Here is a 23,719-nt window from a genome sequence, read left to right on the forward strand (position 1 = left end):
TTATTTAATAACTTAAATAAAAAACCTTTGCGTGCTTTGCGGTTAAGAAAACATCAATCCTTTTTATGCTGTTCGGTATAATTTTGATTGCCTTTAATTCTGGTATCTTCAGTATGCATTCCGTTTGCCATTCCGAGCATGAAAGCGGTCATAATTAAAATTAATTTTCGTTTTAACCAATGAAGTCGTGGCTTAGATTGCTCTAAACCTTTTTTATAAGTTTGTTTATACATTTTAAAATGATAAATGATTAGACATTATGAATCATCTTGTGCCATAACAGCACAATGCTTAGAAAGAACTTTCTTAAGCGATGTATAAACTTTTCTTGAAGTTACCAGAAGTAGTTATTTCATTTACAAAAACCAATTGATTTATAAATGAAGTTATATTTTGACGAAGATTTTTACAGACTTTTAGAATAATTGGAATTTGAAGACTAAAAATTTCGTTAATCTTGAAATACGTTAAAACTATCGGGAATAAAGTTTTCCCCTCTCTTTTAACTTGATTAAAAACGTAAACGCGAAGATTTTTAAGATCTATTTCTTTTCGTGAAACAACAAAAGAAGATTGATAATATTCTGGAGAATTAGATCGAGAATACAAAACACCATCGCCTGCCATTACAAGCAAGGCTGCGAAAAGAGAAAGCAGGTATTTTAAATGGTTTTTCAAATCTTATTCAGTTTATGAAGCATTTCTTTACAATATTAGTTCTTTCTTTTGTAATTTCAATCACATACAAACTTTTCCCTAAGGTCTTGACATCATTTTTGTCATTCCGAGGAACGAGGACACGAGCGATAGCGAACTGGCGAAGCAATCTTCACAAGTAGCTCGCCAAAGATTATCGATTCTGTTTGCGGAATTACCAACGAAGATTCCTCGTTCCTCGGAATGACAAACTTTGTGCTTATTTGTTTTCTTTTTCCTGATTAAGAAGAAACAATCCTAATCCTAAACAAAAAACTGCACAACTCAAAAGCATTAAAATTCCATTTTTCAAAGCAAAAAAAGAAAATCCAACAGCAACCGAACCCAAAATTACCATCAAAGATTTTACCGTTTCGGTTTTGATAAAAGCAAATGCATGCAGTGCCAAACCTAGAAAAAGTAAAGACGGACCAACAACTATAAACGGATAAAAAATAAATGGTGAAATTGTAATTTGATGACTTAATGCCTCTTTTGCGATTTCGTTATTTCCGTAACTTGACATTATAAAATCGATTGTACAGAGTCCGATATGTGCAATAACACCTAAAATAGTTAATACAGAAGCAATTTTATTTATGCTTTTTTTGGGAAAGACATCATTAAAAGAAAGCAAAAAACAAGCCCCAATTAAATTAAACCAATGTGCAAAATCTATCGATTCGTTTAAACTTGGCAAAAGTTTCGAAAAGAATAAATAACTAGTAAGAAAAAATAGTAATCCGATCAGGCAAAAATGTTTTGTTTTCATAATTTGTTTTAAAATTGATGAAGCAAAACTAAAATGAAACCTTTTCTAAAAGCTTTATTTTATTGGCTTTGGTACAAAATGCATGGTTTTAGGTACGAAATTTACAAAGCCAACAGCGCTTCTTTATAGTTTTTAGAAACTGGAAGTTCCATTTGCGTCAAAATAATCGTATTTGAGTTTCTCCAAGATTTAAAATGCGACGGATTTATCAAATGCGAACGATGAATTTGTACTAAAAACTCAAAATCTTTCTGAACTTTTTTGAGTGAGGAACGAATTAATTTTGACCGAAGTTTATCATTTTCGATATAAAAAATCTCAACATAATTTTGAGCGTTTGAAATGCAAACCATATCGGCCTTGTTAATTTTTAAAACATCTAATTTATTCTCTCCTCTAAATATTATAAAATCATCTTTTATCGGAATTAATTTCAATAAATATCTTCTTGCAAGGATAATTACCGGAGTTAAAATCAGCGCGACTTTTATAAAAATCATACCAAAAAACTCTGTAAAACTATATCCTCCGTTTAGAATTGAACTTTTGTAATAAGCATAAACTCCAATCAAATAAATAAGGTAAAAAAAGAGAATACTAGATATTTCTAAAGTGACACTCCAATTTGAAACTTTGTCGTAAATCGTTTTTTGAAGAACCGAAAGAACTCCATAACATACAAACGCAATCAAACTAAATCCTAAACTGATCAAAAGCCAAGATTTAAAATTTAAAGTTCCGTCGTCAAAAGGTTTTATGATAAAAGCGAAAACAAAAAGCCATAGACCTATAAGCAAACCTACTATTAGATGATATTTTATTTTGGGATTTAATTCTTTCATCTCTTTTTCAACAATTATCTATATCCAATATTAAAACAATAACAATTTGTAAGTATTTATTTAAAATAATTTGTATTTTTATCAAAGTAGTATCTCAAAAACCTATATAGTATGAAAACCCAAAAACTATCTTTTATCAAAAATCTAAAAAAATTATCAAAAGAAGAATTAAAATCAATTAATGGTGGTAGTGCAGACTGCATTCCATTTCCTTTATGTAATGGTCAAGAAGTTACTTTTTACACCATAAACTCATGTGGCTGGTACCTATACAAAACAGCGACAAATAGTACATGTATGGAATATGGAGCGTCATAAAACATACTGAACATTTTAGTAAACTGCTATTAACAAATAGCAGTTTTTCTACATTAGTCTTTTGCTATGTAAATTTTACTTGGAAATCGTAAACTTATTATGACTCAAAGTAAAACCTAGATTTTCATAAATAGCTACGTTTTCTACTCGCTTTTTGTTTGTTGTTACTTCTATGCTTTTTAGATTATTTTCTTCAGCATATTTTAAAATTTCAGCAACTAGTTTTCTGCCAACGCCTTTTCCTCGATGATTTTTATCAATAAAAAATTCCTGAATTTCGCCGACTAAACCACAATGATGCAGTAAATTTTGAATATGAAATGTAATAAAACCCAAACTTTCATTTTCACTTTCAGCAATTAAATATACATTTTTTGGGTTTGAAATATTTTCATTGAAAATCGTTTCGAAAACTTCAAAATCAAAAACATCATTTTCGAGTTCACATATTGATTTGTAGACAAAATCTAAATCTTGCTTTTCTACTTTTCTTATTTTGATATTTGATTGCATCACTTACAAATTACCATAAACTACAATATAATCCGCATAACTTAATTTATCTTTAAACCATTCAATAAGATCTCCCAGAAAACGATTTTCTTCCGAATCGTTACTTTTTATTTCGCTTATTTTTTGCAGAATGAGCAAACCAGTTTTGATATCGAAAAAATTATTTCCAGTGCTGTCAAATTGATCTTCGATTGTATTATTCCACGGATTTTGCATTGGAAAAACAGATTCAAAAATTTCTAAGACCAAATCAAAATCTTCTGTTGCAATAAAAGCATCATTTCTTTTTTCGGTTTTATAGAACTCTCCATTTTCATTTTCAGGCCATAAAATAAAACCGATTTTTGAATCTAAAAATTTCCCTGTTCCAATTCTAACCGGTTTTTGATTAATTCTTTCAACCGCTTTAACCACATCATAATTACAAATTTGATATTCTTTTGTTGCTGTTTCTCTATCACAATCGGTCGTTTTACAAATTTCGATAATATTTTCATTGTGAAAATTCTCTTCAGCAAGTAAGACATCACCATTATTCTTTTTAAGAAGTTCAATTGCTTTGTTTAAAGGAATTGAAATTTTATTTCTTAATACTTTTATGCTTTCGGTGTTCATTTACAATCAACAAATTATGCTTTATTTTATGTATAGATCAGCTTAGTAATTCAATATCTTCCTCAACTCATCCAAATCTATCAGCCACTCAATTTTAATGTATTTTGTACTAAAGTTTTTTAAATCATCCGTCCAATCAAACAATATTGCCGATCCATTATCTTCGATTTCGTCTTTTACAATTTTAGCTGCGTGTTCCATTCCTTCCCAGTCTTGTGCGGCCAAATCAAAAATAATATTATTTGTTTTTGACAATACAGAATACAATGAAATCAATTTCCGGTTATTTCCTTCTAATCTATTAATGTGTGTTTTTTTATTAATCCAATTAATTTCATAAATTTTGCTGGCAAATTCACTTTTTGGATTAGCATTTTTAGATAAATACTCGCCTACAGTTGCGGGGAAAAACCTGTCTTTAAACCTTGATTCTCTAAAATGTTTTACAAAAGTATACGGTTTGTATATTGTAACATTTTCATGTTTTTCTTTTCCCGTAAAAATCGCGATTAGTTTTTCTTCTACATATGTTGAAACAGCATGGTTATCCAATCGAATCACGACAAAATCACCTTCTCTCACATTAAAAGGAGGAATATAAAAATAATCGGTTTCTATTCCTTTGCATTCAATTAATAGTCCTTTCATTTTATCTGTATTCTCACCTAACTTAAATCAGTTAATTTTGAGATTTTGTTACCAGAAAATTCAAAAACAGATTTCCCTTTTAAATTTAATTCATCTCCTTTTTTCATTCCGTTAGGGAAATCCATTGCCAGAACAGCCTGATAATCGATTTCTATTTCTGTTTGAGATTCAGAATGATTGAAAGCAGTAATCGTTTGTGTTCGGCTTGAGAAATAACTTTTAGCTTGCTCAGCTTGTTCTTTAAATTCCTTTATTCCATTTAAAGACATGTTTACTTCTCCATTTGTTACATTTTCGAAAATGATATCTTGGTTAAAATCGGCTATCATTTTTTCGATATTGAATTCGTTGTAACCTTCGATGTAATTTTTGATGATTTTTTCTATATGAATCATTGAATTGTGTATTACTAGTATTAATTATTTTTCCTTCAAATTAATTTGCTTAAACATATTTTCCCAGCCATGCCAAGCACAAGTTCTATCAAAATATTCTTTTTTCTTATTTTCAAATTTTATAGTGTAATGATCTTTTGTTGTACAGCCTCCACGTTGCAAAAGATTTAATTCACATTCCATTTTAATAATCACATCTAATTCCTCTGCACTGAGTTTTTTTGTTATTCCTCTGGTTATAAAATAATATTTTTCTTCTTTTCTAAGTATTTCAACTTTATTTTCTGCAGAATGAAAACAGCCTAGACTTTCAAAACTGAATTCGACTTTCTCATTTTCCTTTAAATTCTTAACGAACGACTCATTAATAAAGTCGGTATACTTAGAATAATCTGGATGAATTGAAATCGCATAAATCTTGCTTTCAGATATTTCAATAGTTTTCTGCATTTGTTGATTTAGAAAATTCTCGTACACAAATTTGTAGTTTCCATTAGATAAGCTATCAATTACGATTTCTTTTTCAATGTAGGGTTTTTCAAATCGGCCGTATCTTTTAAAAAGTTTCTCATCTTTAAAAATTGAAATCCAGTATATTCTAGGAAGTTCTTTGTTTGTCGGATCTTCAAAATTCACTTTTAAATGTATCGAAGCAAAAGATTCTTTTTGACAGCCAACAAAAATTATTAAAACTAAAAATAAGAGTATAGTTTTGAGTTTCATTAATAAAAAGGATTAGTTCATCAAGATTACACAATTCTAAATTCAAAACCAATTCAATAGTCAGAAAAATTGTATTTTTATAGAATCATTTTTTTAGAAAAATGTATCTCATAAGAATAATCTTGTTTTGTACAGAAACTAAAAACATAAAAGATTTTTAAATATCTTTGAATTATGAGCACAGTATTAAAAACAAAACATGTCGGCAGAAATATTAGCCGAATCAGAGAGCTTAGAGATATGAAGCAGGAAGCGCTTGCAATTGCCATTGGCGTTAGTCAGCAAACTATTTCTAATATTGAAGGAAGCGAAACTGTTGATGACGAAAAATTAAATGCAATTGCAGAAGTTTTGGGTGTTTCTGCCGAAGCTATTAAAAACTTTTCTGATGAAGCTGTTTTTAATATAATTGGGAACACTTATAATGATTCTTCATCTTCCGCAGTCAATTTGGGATGTACTTTTAATCCTCTAGATAAACTTATTGAATCATACGAAGAGAACAAAAAACTTTACCAACAGTTAATTCAAGCTGAAAAAGAGAAAGTGGCGCTTTTGGAGAAGTTGCTTAAAGAGAAATAAAATTTATTATATAAAAAAGAAAAAACGAAGCCAATAAGGCTTCGTTTTTTTATGTCCGTATAGTTTGTCATTTCGACGTAAGGAGAAATCACACTAGTAATTTGACAAAGATTGACGATTTTTTTTCGGAGTTTCTTACAAAGATTCTTCGTTAATATCTCGCCCAAGATTTTTTTAAACCCAATTCCTCAATTGAGCCATAAAAAAATAATAACACTTACAATGTTCACTTTTGTAAGTATTTATTTAGGAAATATTTTGTATTTTTATCAAAGTCGTATCCGAAAAACTTAAGAGTAGGAAAATCAAAAAACACCACTATGAAAAATTTCCAAGAACTATTAAAACAAAAACTGACAAAAGAAGAATTGAAATCAATTAACGGGGGCGCTGTAAAATGTGTACCGTATCCTATGTGCGGGGGCGACGAAGTTTCTTATTATGGGAGAAATATATGTGGATGGTATTTATACAAAAGAGCAGATGATAGTATTTGCATGGAATATTTACCATAATATATCTACAAAATTTATCATTTCAAGCGAGAGAGAGTCAAAGCCAGACTCTCTCTTTTTTTTAAATGTTTGATCAAAGTTTCTATATTTTTATTTTTGATGTAGAAATTCCTTATTCCCTGGAAGTTTTCCTCGTTCCTCAAAAATGGCAAGATTTTGAAAATAAAAATTATCTGCTCAACGTGCAAAATCTGCGAGAGGAAAATCCGAACAAATAAGAAAACTTTAATAAATCAATTTTCCGCGATATATTTAAAATATGTAATTTTGAAATTCGAAGTTCAAAAATGAAATAATTATGAAATATCATCAAATAAACAGTGGTCTTTTTGTAAAAAACCGCAGAAAGTTCATGGCAGAAATGAAACCTAATTCTGTTGCCGTTTTCAATTCAAATGACATTTACCCAATTAGTGCCGACAGTACTTTGCCTTTTGCACAACACAGAGATATTTTTTATCTGAGCGGTGTAGATCAGGAAGAAAGTATTTTGCTTTTGTTTCCAGATGCGCCTTACGAAAGCCAGAGAGAAATCCTTTTCTTGAGAGAAACAAACGATCATATTGCAGTTTGGGAAGGTGAAAAATTGACTAAAGAACGTGCATTTCAAGTTTCTGGAATTAGAACTGTTTATTGGTTACAAGATTTTCATAAAGTTTTGAACGAAATGATGACATACGCTGATACAATGTACATCAATACGAACGAACATTACCGTGCAACTGTTGAAACAGAAACACGTGAAGCTCGTTTTGTAAAATGGTGGAAAGAACGTTATCCAGCACACAATGTTGCAAAAAGCAACCCAATTTTACAAAGATTACGTTCTGTAAAAGAAAGCGAAGAAATCGATTTGATTCAGCATGCTTGTGATATTACAGAAAAAGGTTTCCGCAGATTATTAGGATTCGTAAAACCAAATGTTACGGAGTATGAAGTTGAAGCTGAGTTAGCTCACGAATTTATCCGTAACCGTTCTAAAGGTTTTGCTTATACTCCAATTATTGCTTCTGGAAACAATGCAAATGTTTTACATTATATCGAAAACAATCAGCAATGTAAGGCTGGAGATTTGATTTTATTGGACGTTGCTGCCGAATATGCCAATTATTCTAGCGATATGACGAGAACAATTCCAGTTTCAGGACGTTTTTCTGATCGTCAAAAAGCGGTTTATAATGCGGTTTTAAGAGTGAAAAACGAAGCTACAAAAATGCTTACGCCAGGAACACTTTGGAAACAATATCATGTTGAAGTGGGTAAAATCATGACTTCGGAACTTCTTGGTTTAGGTTTATTAGACAAAGCCGATGTTCAGAACGAAAATCCAGAATGGCCTGCTTACAAAAAGTATTTCATGCACGGAACTTCTCACCACATGGGACTTGACACGCACGATTACGGATTACTTCATGAACCAATGAAACCTAATATGGTTTTTACGGTTGAACCAGGAATCTATATTCCAGCAGAAAAATTCGGAATCCGTTTAGAAGACAATGTTGTGGTTCAGGAAAAAGGAGAACCATTCAACTTAATGAGAAACATTCCTGTTGAAGCTGACGAGATCGAAACTTTGATGAATGAATAAATAACAAAGGCTGTCCACTATTTTTGGACAGCTTTTTTTATATCAGTATTCTTTTTTAAGCCCCAGCGGGGTAAAATATTTATAGAAATTTAATCTTGCGAATGCAAAAGAGCTCCAGCGGAGTGAAACATCATAACTTTGTGAAAAAAATATGTCGCTCCGCTGGAGCTTTTATACCAATAACATATAAAATTCTATCAATATTTCGCTTCTCTGAAGCTGATTTATAGAACACGGATACTTAAGTTTGAAAAAAGTTTACCAATCTGAAACCAATAAAAAAGCCCTTAATATTACTATTAAGGGCTTTTTATTTTTATAAACTCGGTTTAATTATCCGATTTTTGCTATCTGCACATCTAATTCGAATTTGCCTGTAGCTTCGTTTTCATTGATTAGTTCAAAAAGTTCTAAAGCTCTTCTTGCATTTTTCTCTTCTTCTCTTTGCTCAGCTACATACCACATCATGAAATCTTCTGTAGCGTAGTCGTTTTCAGCTCTACATTTTGCAACTACTTTATTAATTGCTTGAGTAACTGCAATTTCGTTTTGCAAAGCAATTTCAAATACTTCTCTAAAAGAAGCAAATTCCTGTTGTACTTCAGCAACAGATGGAGTAATTGCAATTCCTCCCATATCCGTAATGAATTTGAAAATCTTTAAGAAATGCTCTCTTTCTTCTTCAGCTTGCTTATACAAATATCCTGCTGTATTTGCATAACCGTTTCTATCTAACCATGCAGCCATAGCTAAATATTTGTTTGAAGCATCGCTTTCTAATTTTGCTTGTAAATTCAATATATTTTCTACACCTTCAGTTAATGAAGTGCTTGTTCTTAGTAAATCTTTCATAGTCTTAAATTTTAATACTACAAAATTACTAAAATTAGACGGAAGAGCCCTAAGTGTCTGAAAATTTGGATTTAATCTAAGTAAGAATCTAAATAAGCTCTACGTTTACTATATTGCAAAGCATAGAATGCAGACTAAGAGTGAATTTTGTTCCGTTTAATAATTCTCTCAACTGCACTATTTCACAGATAGTAAGATTTCTAGAAAAATTTCTTTTAGTAGTTTCAATCAATTGTGCATCTGACTTATCAGACAAGTCATAAAGCATATTAAGAATATCAACGTTATTAACCTTTCTTTGAAAAAGCAAAAAATCCTGGATTTTATAACTAGACATGGTATCAACAAAATTGATAATAATACTGTTTGTCAAATCACACTGATAACTGTATCCTTTTTCTGTTTCAAATAATACTTTGGTGGTCAAATCACTAACTAATGCCATTCTGATAAATTATTAACGCGACAAAAATATAGAATTAAAAGCAATTAAACACGTAATTAAGACTAATTTAAAATAAGAAAATCGTTTTTACAATAAAAAAACAAAATCTTATTTCAGAAATGACCGTTTTTTAAACCGTATAAATGATACAAGTTCATTTAATCTGAACTCTATTGATTAGATTTTTAACTGAAATGAACTAATATTTCTGATATGGTTAAATCAATTATTACCTTTGCCTTTTACATATAAAACTATTATTTTGAAAAATATTCTATATAAAAGCGCCAATATCTCTTTTACAGATTCAGGACAAGGAAATGCAATTGTTTTACTGCATGGTTTCTTAGAAAATAAAAAAATGTGGAAAGAATATGTTGATCTTTTTTCTGAGAAATACCAGGTAATTACAATTGATTTATTAGGCCATGGCGAAACAGATTGTTTAGGTTATGTTCACGAAATGGAAGAAAATGCGACTGTAGTAAATGAAGTTTTATCTTATTTAGAGATTCCGAAAGCAACTATTGTCGGCCACTCGATGGGCGGTTATGTAGCTTTGGCTTTCGCCGAATTATATCCTGATAAAATTCAAAAGTTAGTTTTATTAAATTCGACATCAAAAGAAGACAGTGATGAAAAAAAATTGAATAGAACTCGAGCGATCAAAGCTGTAAAACAAAACTATATCAATTTTGTAAGTCTTGCGATCGCTAATTTATTTAGTGAAAAGAACAGAACTATTTTAATTGATGAAATTGAAAAAATAAAAACAGAAGCCTTAAAAACACCTTTACAAGGAATTATAGCTTCATTGGAAGGAATGAAAATTAGAAAAGACCGCGAAGCTTTATTAAAAGCAAATCTTTTTCCAGTGTTATTAATTCTGGGTAAAAAAGATCCGGTTTTAAATTATGAAGAAAGTCTTGCCCAGATTGAAGATACAACTGCAGAATTAGTTTCTTTTGATGACGGACATATGAGTCATATCGAAAACAAAGAAGCTTTGAAAACTATTCTATTAGATTTCTTCGAATAAAAAATATTACTATTTCAAATCAAAAAAGGCCATTTCTAACCGAGGTTAAAATAGCCTTTTTCTCATTCTTGGGGGCAAAATATTGTTATAACTTTGAAATAATATCTTTTTTGTATTTAGATAAAGTTGCTCTTGTCAAACCAAGATTTGCTTTGGTAGCATCAACCGCTAAATAGATAAAATATCTTCCGTCCTCAGAAAGATCAATAATGTGAATTTGATCTGTTAGAGAAATTAAAATATCGTTTATTTTTTGGTTTAACCCTAAAGCTCTAAGTGCGTTTAATTTAGCTTTTACAACTTCTAAATTGTACGCTGATGCCAATTCCGGATCAAAATCAGGATTAACAGTTAGGGAACAATATGCCATTCCTGTTTCAACTTCAGTAACTGAAACAGCAATAAAGCCGTTGATATTTTCTTTAAGATCGTTTTGAAAATTTTGTAAAAAATCTGACATGTTTTTTTTTATTGGTTTAATTAATTATTGAAAATGGTGTCCATCTTACGGAGCAAAAGTCCCATTTTACTAATATCTTTAGAAAGCAAGGCTATACAATTATCATCCTGATCCTTGCTTGCCACTACTATACCATCGTTATTTTTGATCATAACTTGTTTAAGATCACCATTATTAACATCTTCAGACATCTCTAGACACATCTTCAAAATCATTCCGATCATGGCTGCTACATTTCCGTCATACTCTAAATTAACAGATTCGTTTAAGATTCCGTCAATATTAAAGATCAATCCAGATTCAGCGCCAGTCTCTTGTACTAGTGTTTGTAAATCAATCATATTCTATTATTGTCATGTTTTGGAGGTTCAAAGTTATTTTATTAAAAAACAATTGTTCGATAAACACTTGTTAAAAAAACATACCGCCTCAACACATTGAATCACTTTTATTTAGAGTATAATTAAACGTATTTTTTTGAATAAAATATTCAAAAAAAATTAACATAAAAAACAAATACCATCAAAATCCTAACATTTCGTTTCATAAAACTCAATTTTAAAATTAACATTTGCAGTTTGTTGCATTTCACAAAAGATTTTCTATAGCTTTGCAAAAAAATCATCCAAATGAAAACTGTTGAGGAATTAAGATTTGACTTAAATGTCAAACTAATGAAATTTAGAAGATTTCGTATTGAACATGGAGCGATCAATAATACGATCTCAGACGAAAAAACTAAGAAAGGTTTTTTCAAAAAAATATTTAGTTAATACTTAGTATAAAAAAGCCCGACTTTTCCTTTTTAAAATCGGGATTTTTTACTGATATACTGCAACTTATATCTAAAAATATAAAATTAAATTCTTTTTATCCTTCACGATAATCGTTTAAATATCATTCAAAATTTCCATCTACTTTTCTTGCAAATTTTCATTCTTGAAAAATTTAAAAAACTAAAAATTTCATAAAAGACCTTTCGAAATTTTAGTTGAAAAATAAATTTAAAAACAAATAAGAAAGAAAAGTTTACCACTAATCTTAGCGAAATTTTCTACAAGAATTTATCTCTTTTTATTTGGCATTAAAAAAACTTAAAAATTTTGCTCTTCAAAAATTGTAGATTTTGTTTATCGTTTAAAAAAACAACAATCGAAAAAACTCCAAATAACTATAAATGAAATAGTTTCTGCTTTTAAAATGAAAAATGACAGCTTAAAATTGTAAAATTCAACACCTAAAACCTAATCCAATTTTTCTTCAAACGGAATCGCAGTATCAAAAATTTCGCGTAAAAGCAAAACAATCTCTTCCAGATATTGATTTAAAATCTGACTCGTTACAACCGAATTTAATTCTTTTTCTTCTTTAAATCCGAAAGGCAGAAAACCAGATTTTAGGTTTTTAAATGAAATAATTCCAACTTCAATCGGAAGATTTCCTGCATGTTCTTCATACATAAATGCATAAGCCAGAACCTGAATAATTTTATCGTTTTTAATCTCTTTTGTTAAGCCCTGCCAAGATTTAAGAACAACATTATACTTTTCTACTTTTCCGGTTTTATAATCAATAATTCTAATTTTTCCATCTCTCTTTTCAATTCTATCCACATTTCCTTTTATTAAGACGGGAAAAGGCAGACTAGGATGCTCCAATTGTCTTTCGAATGTTTTTTCTAATGCAATAATCTGAATTGCTTCGCCATTTTTAATTGCTTCCAATTCCATTTTTAAAAAATTAGAAACATTTCGTTTTGCCACTTCAAAAGCCAAAAGATTTCTTCCTTTTTTTATTTCACCTTCTTTATAGACTACTTTAAACTGTTTTAAAACTTCTTCATCCAACAGCTTAAAACAATTTAAAATATCGGTTTCAGAAATAAATTTGCCCACAAACGGATCATACAATGCTTTTAATGTTTCATGAATAATCGTTCCTAAAGTATTGAGCGCAATATTTTCTTCCACTTCTTCGACATCACGAATCCGAAGAATCTTCTGAAAATAAAATGTAATCGGATTTCGGATATAACTCGTTAAAGCCGAAGGCGAAAAACCATTTACAGCAATTTCTTTTAAACGCTGCATCACAGCATCAGACTTGTCCACAACAATAGGTGTATAAGCAGAAGCTGGAAGTATCGGATTATAAATGTCAAAAGTAAGATTGTGATTTCGTTGTTTTTCAACTTCAAGCTGTGTTATAAAACGACTTCTTTCGCCTGCTCCCAAACCATCATTTTCTGTATTATAAATCAGAAAAATATTTTTTGCTCTTTGCAATAAATGATAAAAGTGATAGGTATAAATGGCGTCTTTTTCTTTAAAAGTAGGAAGCCCCAGCTCTTTCTTAACATCATAAGGAATAAAAGAATTTTGGGATTTTCCTGCCGGAAAAATTCCCTCGTTCATAGAAGTAACGATTACGGTATCAAAATCCAGAACACGACTTTCTAAAACTCCCATAATCTGAAGTCCGCGCAATGGTTCACCTTCAAAAGAAACTTCAGCCAGATCAATTATCTGTTTATAAACCGCATGAAGCGTATTTATATTATCAATATGCTGATGTTTTGTATAATAATTAATTAGTTTATTAACGACTTTAAAAACTCCGTAAACAAATGCTTTTGCAATTTTTTCCTGCTCATTATCATTGCTGAAATTCTGTTTTATCATCAACAAAAGACTCGAAATATTTTGAAGCACTTCTATCGATGAACATTCCCATTTCTGAAAAAGCAGCGTAAACAAATCAGAATGCTTCGGATTTAGTTCTAAGATTTTACTATGCGTAATAAAAGTGTAATTATTCTCTTTGATAATTCGAACTAAGGCAGAAACATTGGCATACGGTTCGATTAAAGGATGCGTCAAAATATCCAAAACATCTTTATAATAAAAAACATAGCTGCCTCCTTTTCGGGAAAGAGCATTGGTATGCATTTTAAAAAGTTTGGCAATCAGAATTTGAGAGGGATTATTTTTACCTAAATATCCCATGGTAATATTTAAAGCTCCAACAGAAGCTGGAAGTGCGTACAATAAAGGAACCAAAAGATTTTCTTCTCCTAAAACGACTGCAACTCTATCAAGCGATGTCTGTGGATTATCTTGTATAATATTTTCTAAAATACTTCCCGCTAATTTTGCTTGACCGATTGTTTTAGGCGTTCCAATAACCTGAATGTTTTTAGACTGCGAAAACTCATCAAAAATCCATTCAAAGTGATTTGATTTATAATACCTCCAACTTTCCTTAAAACGCCTTAAAAACAACCCTGCATCATGATACGGATCGTTTAATAAAGTCTGATCGGCATCCCAGAAAATTTTAGCTTGTCCAAGAGCCATTAAATGCTGCACAATTTTCTCCTCTGCCGCATTTAAAGCATTGAATCCTGCAAAAACAAAATGGCGATTCCCTGAAGAATTTGAAAAGTGATTAAGATTATTTACGGCTTCTCTGTAAATCAAACCTTGGTATCCAATCGACTTATGCAATAAATGAGCATGCAGCGAATCATAATACATCGGAAGAAGCTTCCAAAAGTCTATATAATTTTCTAGCAGTTTTGTTTTTTGATCAACCTCTAATCCCCATTTTTTAATATCTTCAATATCTTTTAAATAAGACAAAACATGAGAAGGTTCTAAAAGATACCTGTCAATTTCATTAAAATCCTGCAGCAAAGTTTTTGCCCAATTGGCAAACAATTCAAAAGACTGTTGATGTTGTTTTTCTGTAACTGACAAATACACTTCATAAAACTCAAACAAAAGCTCGATTGAGTCTATTGAACGGATAGCAGCAACATCTTGCACAAAATCTTCTATACTAATAATTTCTGGGGAAAGTATTGTTTTGTCAGTTGCTTTTTTCAAAGCTTCAATCAAGAAAACCTTCGCTCTTTTATTAGGAAGTACAATAGTTGTTTCAATTAATTTTTGTCCATAATCTTGAATTACAACTGCAGCAATTTTTTCTAGGAAAGAAGTATTTATCATACGATAAAAATAAAAAAAGCCATTCAATTAAGAATGGCTTTTAGTATTTATTTAGAAAGTAAATTAGATTTTACCTTGGTATTTAGAACCAATGTGTCTAATTTCTGTTCTTCTGTTTTGTGCTTTACCTGCAGCAGTTTTGTTACTTGCAACTGGTTGAGAAGCTCCAAATCCTTTAGACTCTAAGTTTTCTGGATTAACACCTCTTTCAATTAAAGCGTTCATTACAGCAGCAGCTCTATCTTCAGAAAGTTTTTGGTTGATTTTAGCAGAACCAGTACTATCTGTGTGTCCTTCGATAGAGAATTTCGCGTTTGGATAGTTTTTAAGGATTTCTTTAATAGCATCTAATCTAGCTGGAGTTTCTTTGTCACCAGTTTTGAAAGTAGCTTTTCCTGAGTTAAAGTAAACCGCTCTAGCTTGAACTTTAAGATCTTCTAATGCTTCAGCAGTTACTTCAGGACATCCTCTGTTACTTGCAGGACCGTAAACTGTAGGACAGTCATCATCTTTATCTGCAACACCATCTTTATCAGCGTCTAAAACAGGACAACCACCATTTTCTCTTGGACCAGCAACTGTAGGACATTTATCTTCTTTATCAGCGATTCCGTCACCATCAGTATCAGGACAACCTTTTAAAGCAGCTAAACCAGCAACATCTGGACAAGCATCATCTTTATCAGCGATTCCGTCTCCGTCAGTATCAGGACATCCGTTTAATGCAGCTAAACCAAATACATCTGGACAAGCGTCAGAAGCATCAACGATTCCGTCACCGTCAGTATCAGGACATCCGTTGAATTGTTTTAAACCAGCAACATCTGGACAAGCATCATCTTTGTCATAGATTCCGTCTCCGTCAGTATCTTTACCTCCGAATTTGAAAACTAAACCTGCAGTGTGTTGGAAAACTGATCTGTCAAGAGGTTTTTCATCATTAGCAGCTACAGCCCATTTGTATCTTGTAGCTAACTCAAGACCAATAGCATCTGTAAACCAGAAAGTAATACCAGCACCTGGGTTAACAGTTCCAAAACTGTTATCTCCGAAGAATGTGTATCCACCACCAACAGATAACGAAGGATCAATCACTTTAGATTTGATTAATTCTTGGAAGCTGTATTTGATAGTAGCATCAATTCCGTAGTACATTAAGTCACCAGGATTAGTAACAATGTTACCTCTTCCGTCATGCCCTGCAGCATTTGGAGCGAAAGTAACCAATTTATCAATTTTGTTTACAGAACCTTGTAAACCAACAGAAAAACCGCTACCTACATATCTAGACACACCAATGTAAGATAAAGAAGGAAGGATATTCCAGTTGTCTTTTACAGCGAAAGGCTGTGAGAAGTGTTGGTCAAAGAAACCACTACCTGCTCCAGAACTTGTTCTTGTATCCACAGCATTAACCCCAAAAGAGATCGCCCATGGATTGTTGCTATCTTGCGCGTGAGCATTTAAACCCATCGCCATCAAAACAGCAACTAAAAGTTTGTTAAGATGTTTCATACTTAATTTTTTTAATTACAATTTAGTTAATTACAAGCAAAAGTAACACCAAAATTTTTAAATACAAAATGAAATGTTAAAAAAAACCTACAAAAATTTGACCAAAGTGGTAATTATATAACTTTTAACATTTTACCGACAACTGTGAACGCATTTATCGCTTTGTCTAGATGTTCCTTAGTGTGCGCCGCAGATAGTTGTACACGAATTCTAGCCTTATCTTTTGGAACTACTGGAAAAAAGAAGCCAATAACATAAATTCCTTCTTTCAAAAGTTCGTTTGCCATAGTTTGAGACAATTTAGCATCATATAGCATAACAGGAACAATAGCAGAATCGCCATCAATTATATCAAATCCTGCTTTTTTCATACCCTCTTTAAAATAGTTGGTATTCCACTCTAATTTATCACGAAGTGCAGTATCTTTTTCTAACAATTCAAAGACTTTTATCGATGCACCAACGATTGCTGGAGCCAGCGAATTTGAAAACAAATAAGGTCTAGATCGCTGACGTAAAATTTCGATAATTTCTTTTTTAGCCGTAGTATATCCACCCATCGCTCCGCCTAATGCTTTTCCTAATGTTCCAGTAATAATATCTACTCTTCCTAAAACACCTTTTGCTTCAAGAGTTCCTTTTCCTGTTGCACCAATAAAACCCGCCGCGTGACATTCGTCAACCATAACCATAGCATCATATTTATCAGCTAAGTCACAAATTTTATCTAATGGCGCTACAAGACCGTCCATAGAAAATACGCCATCTGTAACAATCAATTTGAAACGGGTTCCTGCCTCAACAGCTTTAATTAATTGCTGTTCTAAATCTTCCATATTGTTGTTTTCGTAACGATAACGAGCCGCTTTACACAAACGAACTCCATCAATAATAGAAGCATGATTTAAACTGTCCGAAATAATCGCATCATTTTCACCCAGCAAAGGCTCAAATACACCTCCGTTAGCATCAAAAGCCGCAGCATACAGAATAGTATCTTCTGTTCCGTAGAAGTCAGCAATTTTCTGCTCTAATGTTTTGTGTATATCCTGCGTACCACAGATAAAACGAACAGATGACATTCCGAAACCATGCGAATCTAAAGCATCTTTTGCCGCCTGAACCACTTCTGGGTGCGACGAAAGTCCTAAATAATTATTCGCACAAAAATTCAAAACAGTTTCACCTGTTGAAATTGTTATCTCAGCACCTTGTGGTGAAGTAATTATTCTTTCTTTTTTAAAAATTCCATTTTCTTCAATAGCCTGCAACTCACTCTGCAAATGCTCTTTAATTTTTCCGTACATCTTTTATCTATTTAAAACGTTAAAAATTAACAACTTAGATAAGTTTAATTCTTAACTTCTGATTAATTTTTTCACAAATTTACCACATCAATCTCCGTCCCTATATATACCAATGCCTTTTTTAACACTTTGTATCCTAAATCTTCAATAGCATCCTGATATTCTTGAATTTGCTGTGCATATTTCGCATTAACAGCACCAGTTTTATAATCCAAGAGAAAAGCTTCTCCATTTTTATCCAGTACTAATCTATCGGGTTTTAAAATCCTTCCCTCCTTCTGTACGATTGTCTGCTCGTTCAAAATCGTATACTTTCCATTATAACAATCACTGATTTCAGGATGGTTAACAATTTCATTTAGCGTAGCAGAAACTTTTTCTGCCTGTTCAGCAACAATTAATCCATTTTCTAATGCTTTGGTAATTGCTAGATCAACATCTGTTTTATCTTTAATAAAAGCCAAAATCTCATGAACAATATTCCCATACGAAATCGCCTCTTGCTGATGCGTTCCCCACATAAGCGATTCTCGCTGCGCAATTTTAATGTTTTTAGGATCTAAAATTTCATGAACAGTTGGAATAACTTTTACTACTTCACTTTGTTTTGAAAGCATAGACAATCTTGCACTACTCCCAAATTCATATTCCAATTTTTCTGAATCATAAACACCTTCATGAATTAAATATTTAATAAAAAAGGAAGCCATATTATGCGGATAATCTCCTTCTTTCTTTTCTTTTAAAGACTGCGAAATAACATAAAGCTGTTCTTCTGCACGAGTCAAAGCCACATAAAGAACATTTATATTATCAAGCAATTCTTCCTGTTTTTTTAAATTAAATACCGCCGAAGCGCTTTCGCCAAAATTCTCTACAGCACTATTATTATCAATCAGAACTTTTGGAACTCCAAGTGATTCTTCTTCAGCATCAAGCCATAATTTATCTTTTGGTTTACGACTGTAATCCTCCTCAGCAAAAGGCATAATAACAACTGGAAATTCAAGTCCTTTAGATTTATGAATAGTCATAATTCGAACCGCATTATTTCCTTCCGGTGAAGGAATACTGAATTTTTCTGAATTCTTATCCCAAAAGCTTAAAAAATCAGCTATACCGGCCTGATTTCTAATATCTCTTTCCAAAACAATATCCATAAAAAACTGAACATATGCATTTCCTTCTGTTTGAAAAATAAATTTAGAGATAATATTTTCTACCGCTTCATACAATGATTTTTTACGAACATCTTCAAAAGAAAACGAAACATCAAAAGTCAAAAGCCAGTTTTCAAAATCAGCTTCAAACTTGTAGCCCATTCCTGTCGCAATAAAATCATGCACCGGCATTTCTATTTCTTTTCGAGAAGATAAAAAATATAAGAAGTTAGCTTTTGCATCTAAGTCCGAATTATTATTCAAATACCTTAAAAGAAAAATAATCAAACGAACTTCTACTGCATTTTGAATCATCAAAGTTTCAGATGAAAGCAGCGGAATATTCTGTTCTGCCAGATAATTTGCAACCAAAACTCCCTGCCCTCTTTTACGGGTAAGAATTACAATATCTTTATATTCAAAACCATCTCGACGCACTTTTTGAATACAATTTAAAACTGCCAAAAGATACAAATCCGACTTTTCGATTGTATCTTCTTCTTCAACAGCATCCGTTTTCTCCATTATTGGAAGAAAAGAAATATTAACGTAACCGCCTTTTTTTGAATTTATATTCTGAAAACTATGATTTTCATATAAATCTTTATAATCTTCATTTTCAAACTCGGAAGAAATCAACTTAAAAAAAGCATTATTAAATTCAATTACCTGACTATAGCTTCTGTAATTTGTATTTAAATGTTTTAATTCTTTTTCAGGATTATTAAAAGGATTATTGTCTTTACTAAGTTCAATAAACTGTTCTGCTTTTCCGCCGCGCCAGCGATAAATAGACTGTTTCGGATCACCCACAATCATCAGTGTTCCTTTATTTCCAAAATCATCTAATCCAGAAAGCGAATTATCTATTAACGGAATTAAATTCTGCCACTGCATTTCTGAGGTATCCTGAAACTCATCTATAAAAAAATGACGGTATTTCTCGCCCAATCTTTCGTAGATAAATGGCGCGGGCTGATTTTGAATTTCGCGATAAATAATCGCATTGAATTCTGAAATCGATAAGACATTTTGTTCTTCTTGAATTTTAGCCAGCTCATTACTTACGGTATTTAAAAGCGAAAGCGGCGTTATATTTTTCAAAAAAGCTTTATAAAAATCTCTTTTCTCAAATTTTTTATAAACTCCTTCTAAAATCTGCAGTAATTCTGGAATAATATTTTCTATCAAAGCACGGTCTTTCGCCGTTTTGTTAATCGCAATATCATCAAATTCATGAAATGTTTTATTCTTCGGATTAAATCTTCCGTCACGAATACTCTCTAAGTGATTGGGAAAAGTTCCTCTGGAAAACGACTTCAAATCGATTCCGTTTTTATCAATTAAAGAAAGTGCTTCGGTTGCTGCTGTTTCATTTTCTTTTTCCAGTTCTTTACAAAGCGCGAGCATTTTTGACTTTATCTGCACAAATTCTTCAATAGACTTTTCCTGAAAATGCAGAATTTCATTTCTATTATTTTCATTCAAAACCAATCTCCCAGTTTCGAGAATTTCTCTAGAAACGTCCCAGCTTTTATCGTCATCGGTTTTTTCCATTGTAAAATCGATGAGCAGTTTGGTCAATGTTTCGTCTTCACCAGCTTGTGCAATAATAGCGTCAACTGCTTCGACCAATAAATTTTCGGTATCCAAAGTCACCTCAAAAGACATCGGAAGATTTAAATCGTGCGCAAAAGCACGTATTACTTTATGGGTAAATTTATCAATGGTAGAAATATCAAAAGCAGCATAATTATGAATTAAGTGCTTGATAATTTGCTGTGATTTTGTTTTGATTTTAATGATTGAAAGCCCTGTCTCACGTGCAAGATCTTCCATTAACTCCACCGCTTTATCTGATGGCTCATCTTTTGCAAATTCAGATAAATTTCCAACAATACGGCTTTTCATTTCATGAACCGCTTTGTTCGTAAAAGTAATCGCTAAGATATTTCGATAAGCATCATTTTTTGGAGAAGAAAGAATAATTTTCAGATATTCTTTGACCAACGTATACGTCTTTCCTGAACCTGCAGAGGCATCATAAATAGAAAAAGACGGACTTTGCATACTTTGATTTTTTTGTAAAGTAAAAATAAGACAATTAAAAATTAAATCCCAATAATTCAAAATTCCAAATTCCAATATCCGAAAGCTTTACGCATCAGAGATATTGGAATTTGGAATTTATTTTTTTGAATTTTAAATAATTATCAGTTTTTAGGAAAAGCTCTTTTATTAAAAACAAGCAAAATTCCGACACCTGTAGAGATCGCTACATCGGCAACATTAAAAATTGCATTGAAGAATGCAAATCGATTACCTCCAAAAAAAGGAAGCCATGTTGGAAGATTTCCTTCCCAAATTGGAAAATAAAACATATCTACCACCAAGCCATGAAACCAAGTTCCGTATGGCGCTGGAGAAAACATTGTTGCCAAATTATGTGTACTGTCGTCAAAAATAACTCCATAAAAAATAGAATCAAAAATATTACCAGCCGCTCCGGCTAAGATTAATGCGATAGCCACAATTAAATAGGAAGAGTGACGCTTCTTAACAGCATCTGCAAGCCACCAGCCAATTCCGAAAACAGCAAAAATCCTAAAAACTGTCAAAATCAGTTTTCCGTATTCCCCAGGAATTTTTGTTCCCCACGCCATTCCTTCATTTTCGATAAAATGAATTCTAAACCAATCTGTTATTACAAATTCTTCACCAAGAATGAAATTTGTTTTGACATAGATTTTAGAAAGCTGGTCAACAATTAAAACTAAGAATATAAGAAGGTATGCTTTTCTTAATGACATTTTATAAATTTTTGATGGGCAAAAATAACAATTAAATCAAAAAAAACGCCTCCGAAGAGACGTTAATTCATTTTTAATAACACTAATTAAGTTTGTGTGCTAACCTAAACTCAATAAAGTTACTTTTTTACAGCTGCATTTGCAGGCGCTTTTGGACTGTCGGAGAAAAAATCAGAAATAGATTTAAAAATCCCTTTGCTTTCTTTTCCGGCAGCCGCTTTTTTAGCTTCGCCCTTTTTTAAATCAGCTTTAAACTTAACTCGCAGTTTTTCAAAATCATTTAATCTGCGCTCCACATCAGAATTTACTTCCTTGAATTTCAATACTTTAGCCATCGCGTAAGTTTTTTATAGTAAATAATTAAAATTATTACCGATTTGGTATTACAATGATACATAATTTAATTTATATTTGTTAAAGAAAATTAACACTTGTTTAGGAAAATCTCATATTAATTTCTAAAATACCAGAACAAAATGAATTAACTCTATTAACTTTCCAAAATCCTACAAATAATGAATGAAATTACAACCACACTAAACGACTTTTTAGTCACTACAAAATCTACTGCTGCTTTAATTTTAAATGGAAAAGGAAAACTAATCACTTCCTTACACCTAGACTACGGAGACAGCATTGCAGCAATGAGCGCTGCCATATTATCAATGAGCGAAAAGTTTCTAATTGATCTTGAAAAAGGGTCTTTAAAACAACTTTATCTTAAAAGCTCAGAAGGGGTGGTTGTCGGAAACAAAATAAGCGGCTCGAATTTTATTGTTGCGTTTTCACGCGAAGGAAGTAACTTAGCACTTTTAATGCGCTCGACAGAAGAAGTTTCTGCTGAATTAAGCAAAAATTCCCTACTGAAATAACATAATCTATTAACAAACAAACCCAACGAACTATGAGTAATGATTTTTTAAACGTGTTTTTAAACGAAATGAAAACGAACGTTAACGGCTTTATCGCTGTCGCTGTAACTGAAATTGAATCTGGATTAAGTTTTGGTAACTTAACTATTGACCCTAGTTTTGACCCAGAACTTGCCGCCGCATATAACTTAGAAGTAGTAAAAGCAAAATTAAGCGCCGTAAAAGCACTTAATTTAAACCAAGATATTGAAGATATTTTAATTACGCTTTCTAACCAAATCCATATTATTGACATTTCTCCAAACAAGAAATTCATGATATACCTTGCTGCAGATGCTGCTAAAGCAAATTTAGGTATGACTAGAGCAATTCTGAGAAAACACAAAGCGGAGGTTGAAAAAAATCTAGCGTAAAAATTTTACTCTCGAATTCATTAAAACTGCTTCAAACGAAGCAGTTTTTTTATGCTCAATTTTTACTTTTTTAAATCTTATTAATTCTTACAAAAAAAGATTTGCTTTTTCAAGATTCAAAAACCATAAACATAATCAATTTCTTTCAAAATAAGAGCACCTCAACAGAAGCAGGAGTCGGATAAAGATTAAACAAAAAACGCCCCTATAAAAGGGGCGTTTTTGTCTTACGTAGTTTTACCTATCGCTGTAAATTTTTAGCTTCGATACTCATTGTAGCATGAGGAACAATTTTAAGCCTTTCTTTACCAATTAACTTACCTGTTACTTTGCAAATACCATACGTTTTATTTTCAACGCGGAATAACGCGTTTTTTAAGTCACGGATAAATTTCTCTTGTCTAATTGCCAACTGAGAGTTTGCTTCTTTAGACATTGTCTCACTTCCTTCTTCAAAAGCTTTGAAAGTTGGAGATGTATCATCCGTTCCGTTATTTAAATCATTCATGTAGGCACTTTTGATCAAATCAAGATCTTCCTGTGCTTTTTTTATTTTTGCTTGAATTATTTCTTTGAACTCTGCTAAGTCAGCGTCTGAGTATCTTGTAATTTCATCTATCATGGTA

Annotated in this window: 27 protein-coding genes; 7 read left to right on the forward strand and 20 right to left on the reverse strand. The window is 31.6% G+C overall.

Going from position 1 to position 23,719, the window contains the following annotated elements:
* Nucleotides 1-53: 53 nt before the first annotated feature.
* The 4 genes from ACFSC2_RS00955 to ACFSC2_RS00970 all read right to left on the reverse strand — a co-directional run bounded on the left by ACFSC2_RS00955 (nucleotide 54) and on the right by ACFSC2_RS00970 (nucleotide 2,310).
* Nucleotides 54-233 (reverse strand): hypothetical protein, encoded by a 180-nt coding sequence (locus ACFSC2_RS00955; protein WP_379817377.1) that lies wholly within the window; start codon nucleotides 231-233, stop codon nucleotides 54-56.
* Between the two features lie 73 nt (nucleotides 234-306).
* Nucleotides 307-678, reverse strand: a complete 372-nt coding sequence (locus tag ACFSC2_RS00960) for a hypothetical protein (protein ID WP_379817378.1) — start codon at nucleotides 676-678, stop codon at nucleotides 307-309.
* Nucleotides 679-916: 238 nt separating this feature from the next.
* The gene (locus ACFSC2_RS00965) at nucleotides 917-1,468 is read right to left on the reverse strand and encodes a hypothetical protein (RefSeq protein ID WP_379817379.1); all 552 of its coding nucleotides are present in this window, start codon (nucleotides 1,466-1,468) and stop codon (nucleotides 917-919) included.
* Between the two features lie 101 nt (nucleotides 1,469-1,569).
* Nucleotides 1,570-2,310 (reverse strand): LytTR family transcriptional regulator DNA-binding domain-containing protein, encoded by a 741-nt coding sequence (locus tag ACFSC2_RS00970; protein ID WP_379817380.1) that lies wholly within the window; start codon nucleotides 2,308-2,310, stop codon nucleotides 1,570-1,572.
* A 111-nt stretch (nucleotides 2,311-2,421) separates the two neighbouring features.
* Here ACFSC2_RS00970 and ACFSC2_RS00975 point away from each other — a divergent pair, with 111 nt between their 5' ends.
* Nucleotides 2,422-2,628: a bacteriocin-like protein gene (locus tag ACFSC2_RS00975; protein WP_379817381.1), complete on the forward strand. Its 207-nt coding sequence runs from the start codon at nucleotides 2,422-2,424 to the stop codon at nucleotides 2,626-2,628.
* Between the two features lie 75 nt (nucleotides 2,629-2,703).
* Here ACFSC2_RS00975 and ACFSC2_RS00980 read toward each other — a convergent pair whose 3' ends face one another.
* The 5 genes from ACFSC2_RS00980 to ACFSC2_RS01000 are packed head-to-tail and all read right to left on the reverse strand — an operon-like array spanning nucleotide 2,704 to nucleotide 5,522.
* Nucleotides 2,704-3,141 (reverse strand): GNAT family N-acetyltransferase, encoded by a 438-nt coding sequence (locus ACFSC2_RS00980; protein ID WP_379817382.1) that lies wholly within the window; start codon nucleotides 3,139-3,141, stop codon nucleotides 2,704-2,706.
* A gap of 3 nt (nucleotides 3,142-3,144) precedes the next feature.
* On the reverse strand, nucleotides 3,145-3,756 hold the full coding sequence (locus ACFSC2_RS00985) for a hypothetical protein (protein ID WP_379817383.1): 612 nt from the start codon (nucleotides 3,754-3,756) through the stop codon (nucleotides 3,145-3,147).
* A 42-nt stretch (nucleotides 3,757-3,798) separates the two neighbouring features.
* Nucleotides 3,799-4,404: a hypothetical protein gene (locus tag ACFSC2_RS00990; protein WP_379817384.1), complete on the reverse strand. Its 606-nt coding sequence runs from the start codon at nucleotides 4,402-4,404 to the stop codon at nucleotides 3,799-3,801.
* A gap of 17 nt (nucleotides 4,405-4,421) precedes the next feature.
* A complete protein-coding gene (locus tag ACFSC2_RS00995; protein WP_379817385.1) occupies nucleotides 4,422-4,799 on the reverse strand; it encodes a nuclear transport factor 2 family protein in 378 nt (125 codons plus the stop codon).
* Between the two features lie 24 nt (nucleotides 4,800-4,823).
* Nucleotides 4,824-5,522 carry a hypothetical protein gene (locus tag ACFSC2_RS01000; protein WP_379817386.1) on the reverse strand — a complete coding sequence of 233 codons (699 nt, stop codon included), beginning with the start codon at nucleotides 5,520-5,522 and terminating at the stop codon, nucleotides 4,824-4,826.
* 174 nt (nucleotides 5,523-5,696) lie between these two features.
* Here ACFSC2_RS01000 and ACFSC2_RS01005 point away from each other — a divergent pair, with 174 nt between their 5' ends.
* The 3 genes from ACFSC2_RS01005 to ACFSC2_RS01015 all read left to right on the forward strand — a co-directional run bounded on the left by ACFSC2_RS01005 (nucleotide 5,697) and on the right by ACFSC2_RS01015 (nucleotide 8,210).
* The gene (locus ACFSC2_RS01005; RefSeq protein WP_379817387.1) at nucleotides 5,697-6,104 is read left to right on the forward strand and encodes a helix-turn-helix domain-containing protein; all 408 of its coding nucleotides are present in this window, start codon (nucleotides 5,697-5,699) and stop codon (nucleotides 6,102-6,104) included.
* A gap of 320 nt (nucleotides 6,105-6,424) precedes the next feature.
* Nucleotides 6,425-6,619, forward strand: coding sequence for a bacteriocin (locus tag ACFSC2_RS01010; protein ID WP_379817388.1), 195 nt, complete (start codon nucleotides 6,425-6,427; stop codon nucleotides 6,617-6,619).
* A 298-nt stretch (nucleotides 6,620-6,917) separates the two neighbouring features.
* Entirely contained in the window at nucleotides 6,918-8,210 is a 1,293-nt protein-coding gene (locus ACFSC2_RS01015) for an aminopeptidase P family protein (RefSeq protein ID WP_379817389.1), read from the forward strand.
* 333 nt (nucleotides 8,211-8,543) lie between these two features.
* On the opposite strand, the gene ACFSC2_RS01020 is transcribed toward ACFSC2_RS01015, so the two are convergent.
* Nucleotides 8,544-9,062 carry a ferritin gene (locus tag ACFSC2_RS01020; RefSeq protein ID WP_379817390.1) on the reverse strand — a complete coding sequence of 173 codons (519 nt, stop codon included), beginning with the start codon at nucleotides 9,060-9,062 and terminating at the stop codon, nucleotides 8,544-8,546.
* Between the two features lie 88 nt (nucleotides 9,063-9,150).
* The gene (locus ACFSC2_RS01025; protein WP_379817391.1) at nucleotides 9,151-9,507 is read right to left on the reverse strand and encodes a hypothetical protein; all 357 of its coding nucleotides are present in this window, start codon (nucleotides 9,505-9,507) and stop codon (nucleotides 9,151-9,153) included.
* A 262-nt stretch (nucleotides 9,508-9,769) separates the two neighbouring features.
* Between ACFSC2_RS01025 and ACFSC2_RS01030 the strand changes: the two genes are divergently transcribed.
* Nucleotides 9,770-10,546: an alpha/beta fold hydrolase gene (locus ACFSC2_RS01030; RefSeq protein ID WP_379817392.1), complete on the forward strand. Its 777-nt coding sequence runs from the start codon at nucleotides 9,770-9,772 to the stop codon at nucleotides 10,544-10,546.
* Nucleotides 10,547-10,631: 85 nt separating this feature from the next.
* On the opposite strand, the gene ACFSC2_RS01035 is transcribed toward ACFSC2_RS01030, so the two are convergent.
* From ACFSC2_RS01035 to ACFSC2_RS01070, 8 genes are all read right to left on the reverse strand, one after another.
* Nucleotides 10,632-11,006, reverse strand: a complete 375-nt coding sequence (locus ACFSC2_RS01035; protein WP_379817393.1) for a hypothetical protein — start codon at nucleotides 11,004-11,006, stop codon at nucleotides 10,632-10,634.
* 20 nt (nucleotides 11,007-11,026) lie between these two features.
* On the reverse strand, nucleotides 11,027-11,347 hold the full coding sequence (locus ACFSC2_RS01040; RefSeq protein WP_379817394.1) for a roadblock/LC7 domain-containing protein: 321 nt from the start codon (nucleotides 11,345-11,347) through the stop codon (nucleotides 11,027-11,029).
* Nucleotides 11,348-12,250: 903 nt separating this feature from the next.
* Nucleotides 12,251-15,016: a PD-(D/E)XK nuclease family protein gene (locus tag ACFSC2_RS01045; protein ID WP_379817395.1), complete on the reverse strand. Its 2,766-nt coding sequence runs from the start codon at nucleotides 15,014-15,016 to the stop codon at nucleotides 12,251-12,253.
* Between the two features lie 63 nt (nucleotides 15,017-15,079).
* Nucleotides 15,080-16,531 (reverse strand): OmpA family protein, encoded by a 1,452-nt coding sequence (locus tag ACFSC2_RS01050; RefSeq protein ID WP_379817396.1) that lies wholly within the window; start codon nucleotides 16,529-16,531, stop codon nucleotides 15,080-15,082.
* A gap of 113 nt (nucleotides 16,532-16,644) precedes the next feature.
* Nucleotides 16,645-17,838, reverse strand: coding sequence for a glycine C-acetyltransferase (gene kbl / locus ACFSC2_RS01055; protein WP_379817397.1), 1,194 nt, complete (start codon nucleotides 17,836-17,838; stop codon nucleotides 16,645-16,647).
* A gap of 71 nt (nucleotides 17,839-17,909) precedes the next feature.
* Nucleotides 17,910-21,068, reverse strand: a complete 3,159-nt coding sequence (locus tag ACFSC2_RS01060) for a UvrD-helicase domain-containing protein (protein WP_379817398.1) — start codon at nucleotides 21,066-21,068, stop codon at nucleotides 17,910-17,912.
* A 143-nt stretch (nucleotides 21,069-21,211) separates the two neighbouring features.
* Nucleotides 21,212-21,808 carry a lipoprotein signal peptidase gene (locus ACFSC2_RS01065; protein WP_379817399.1) on the reverse strand — a complete coding sequence of 199 codons (597 nt, stop codon included), beginning with the start codon at nucleotides 21,806-21,808 and terminating at the stop codon, nucleotides 21,212-21,214.
* Nucleotides 21,809-21,927: 119 nt separating this feature from the next.
* Complete coding sequence (locus ACFSC2_RS01070) at nucleotides 21,928-22,143, reverse strand: hypothetical protein (RefSeq protein ID WP_379817400.1); 216 nt, start codon at nucleotides 22,141-22,143, stop codon at nucleotides 21,928-21,930.
* A gap of 180 nt (nucleotides 22,144-22,323) precedes the next feature.
* Between ACFSC2_RS01070 and ACFSC2_RS01075 the strand changes: the two genes are divergently transcribed.
* Both ACFSC2_RS01075 and ACFSC2_RS01080 read left to right on the forward strand, forming a co-directional pair.
* Complete coding sequence (locus ACFSC2_RS01075) at nucleotides 22,324-22,680, forward strand: roadblock/LC7 domain-containing protein (protein ID WP_379817401.1); 357 nt, start codon at nucleotides 22,324-22,326, stop codon at nucleotides 22,678-22,680.
* A 32-nt stretch (nucleotides 22,681-22,712) separates the two neighbouring features.
* Nucleotides 22,713-23,093, forward strand: a complete 381-nt coding sequence (locus ACFSC2_RS01080; protein WP_379817402.1) for a hypothetical protein — start codon at nucleotides 22,713-22,715, stop codon at nucleotides 23,091-23,093.
* A gap of 241 nt (nucleotides 23,094-23,334) precedes the next feature.
* Here ACFSC2_RS01080 and ACFSC2_RS01085 read toward each other — a convergent pair whose 3' ends face one another.
* Nucleotides 23,335-23,715: a TraR/DksA family transcriptional regulator gene (locus tag ACFSC2_RS01085; RefSeq protein ID WP_110307084.1), complete on the reverse strand. Its 381-nt coding sequence runs from the start codon at nucleotides 23,713-23,715 to the stop codon at nucleotides 23,335-23,337.
* Nucleotides 23,716-23,719: the final 4 nt, after the last annotated feature.

This window comes from Flavobacterium artemisiae (assembly GCF_042678225.1).
Taxonomy (GTDB): Bacteria; Bacteroidota; Bacteroidia; order Flavobacteriales; family Flavobacteriaceae; genus Flavobacterium; species Flavobacterium artemisiae.

Bases quoted from the DNA above. Each gene is read 5' to 3' on its own strand.
- ACFSC2_RS01040 (WP_379817394.1), bottom strand. From the start codon at position 11,347: ATGATTGATTTACAAACACTAGTACAAGAGACTGGCGCTGAATCTGGA.
- ACFSC2_RS01085 (WP_110307084.1), bottom strand. From the start codon at position 23,715: ATGATAGATGAAATTACAAGATACTCAGACGCTGACTTAGCAGAGTTC.
- ACFSC2_RS01015 (WP_379817389.1), top strand. From the start codon at position 6,918: ATGAAATATCATCAAATAAACAGTGGTCTTTTTGTAAAAAACCGCAGA.
- ACFSC2_RS00975 (WP_379817381.1), top strand. From the start codon at position 2,422: ATGAAAACCCAAAAACTATCTTTTATCAAAAATCTAAAAAAATTATCA.
- ACFSC2_RS01035 (WP_379817393.1), bottom strand. From the start codon at position 11,006: ATGTCAGATTTTTTACAAAATTTTCAAAACGATCTTAAAGAAAATATC.
- ACFSC2_RS00995 (WP_379817385.1), bottom strand. From the start codon at position 4,799: ATGATTCATATAGAAAAAATCATCAAAAATTACATCGAAGGTTACAAC.
- ACFSC2_RS01070 (WP_379817400.1), bottom strand. From the start codon at position 22,143: ATGGCTAAAGTATTGAAATTCAAGGAAGTAAATTCTGATGTGGAGCGC.
- ACFSC2_RS01060 (WP_379817398.1), bottom strand. From the start codon at position 21,068: ATGCAAAGTCCGTCTTTTTCTATTTATGATGCCTCTGCAGGTTCAGGA.
- ACFSC2_RS00980 (WP_379817382.1), bottom strand. From the start codon at position 3,141: ATGCAATCAAATATCAAAATAAGAAAAGTAGAAAAGCAAGATTTAGAT.
- ACFSC2_RS01075 (WP_379817401.1), top strand. From the start codon at position 22,324: ATGAATGAAATTACAACCACACTAAACGACTTTTTAGTCACTACAAAA.
- ACFSC2_RS01005 (WP_379817387.1), top strand. From the start codon at position 5,697: ATGAGCACAGTATTAAAAACAAAACATGTCGGCAGAAATATTAGCCGA.
- ACFSC2_RS00990 (WP_379817384.1), bottom strand. From the start codon at position 4,404: ATGAAAGGACTATTAATTGAATGCAAAGGAATAGAAACCGATTATTTT.
- ACFSC2_RS01025 (WP_379817391.1), bottom strand. From the start codon at position 9,507: ATGGCATTAGTTAGTGATTTGACCACCAAAGTATTATTTGAAACAGAA.
- ACFSC2_RS01020 (WP_379817390.1), bottom strand. From the start codon at position 9,062: ATGAAAGATTTACTAAGAACAAGCACTTCATTAACTGAAGGTGTAGAA.
- ACFSC2_RS01065 (WP_379817399.1), bottom strand. From the start codon at position 21,808: ATGTCATTAAGAAAAGCATACCTTCTTATATTCTTAGTTTTAATTGTT.
- ACFSC2_RS01000 (WP_379817386.1), bottom strand. From the start codon at position 5,522: ATGAAACTCAAAACTATACTCTTATTTTTAGTTTTAATAATTTTTGTT.
- ACFSC2_RS01045 (WP_379817395.1), bottom strand. From the start codon at position 15,016: ATGATAAATACTTCTTTCCTAGAAAAAATTGCTGCAGTTGTAATTCAA.
- kbl (WP_379817397.1), bottom strand. From the start codon at position 17,838: ATGTACGGAAAAATTAAAGAGCATTTGCAGAGTGAGTTGCAGGCTATT.
- ACFSC2_RS00965 (WP_379817379.1), bottom strand. From the start codon at position 1,468: ATGAAAACAAAACATTTTTGCCTGATCGGATTACTATTTTTTCTTACT.
- ACFSC2_RS01050 (WP_379817396.1), bottom strand. From the start codon at position 16,531: ATGAAACATCTTAACAAACTTTTAGTTGCTGTTTTGATGGCGATGGGT.
- ACFSC2_RS01080 (WP_379817402.1), top strand. From the start codon at position 22,713: ATGAGTAATGATTTTTTAAACGTGTTTTTAAACGAAATGAAAACGAAC.
- ACFSC2_RS00985 (WP_379817383.1), bottom strand. From the start codon at position 3,756: ATGAACACCGAAAGCATAAAAGTATTAAGAAATAAAATTTCAATTCCT.
- ACFSC2_RS00955 (WP_379817377.1), bottom strand. From the start codon at position 233: ATGTATAAACAAACTTATAAAAAAGGTTTAGAGCAATCTAAGCCACGA.
- ACFSC2_RS01010 (WP_379817388.1), top strand. From the start codon at position 6,425: ATGAAAAATTTCCAAGAACTATTAAAACAAAAACTGACAAAAGAAGAA.
- ACFSC2_RS00970 (WP_379817380.1), bottom strand. From the start codon at position 2,310: ATGAAAGAATTAAATCCCAAAATAAAATATCATCTAATAGTAGGTTTG.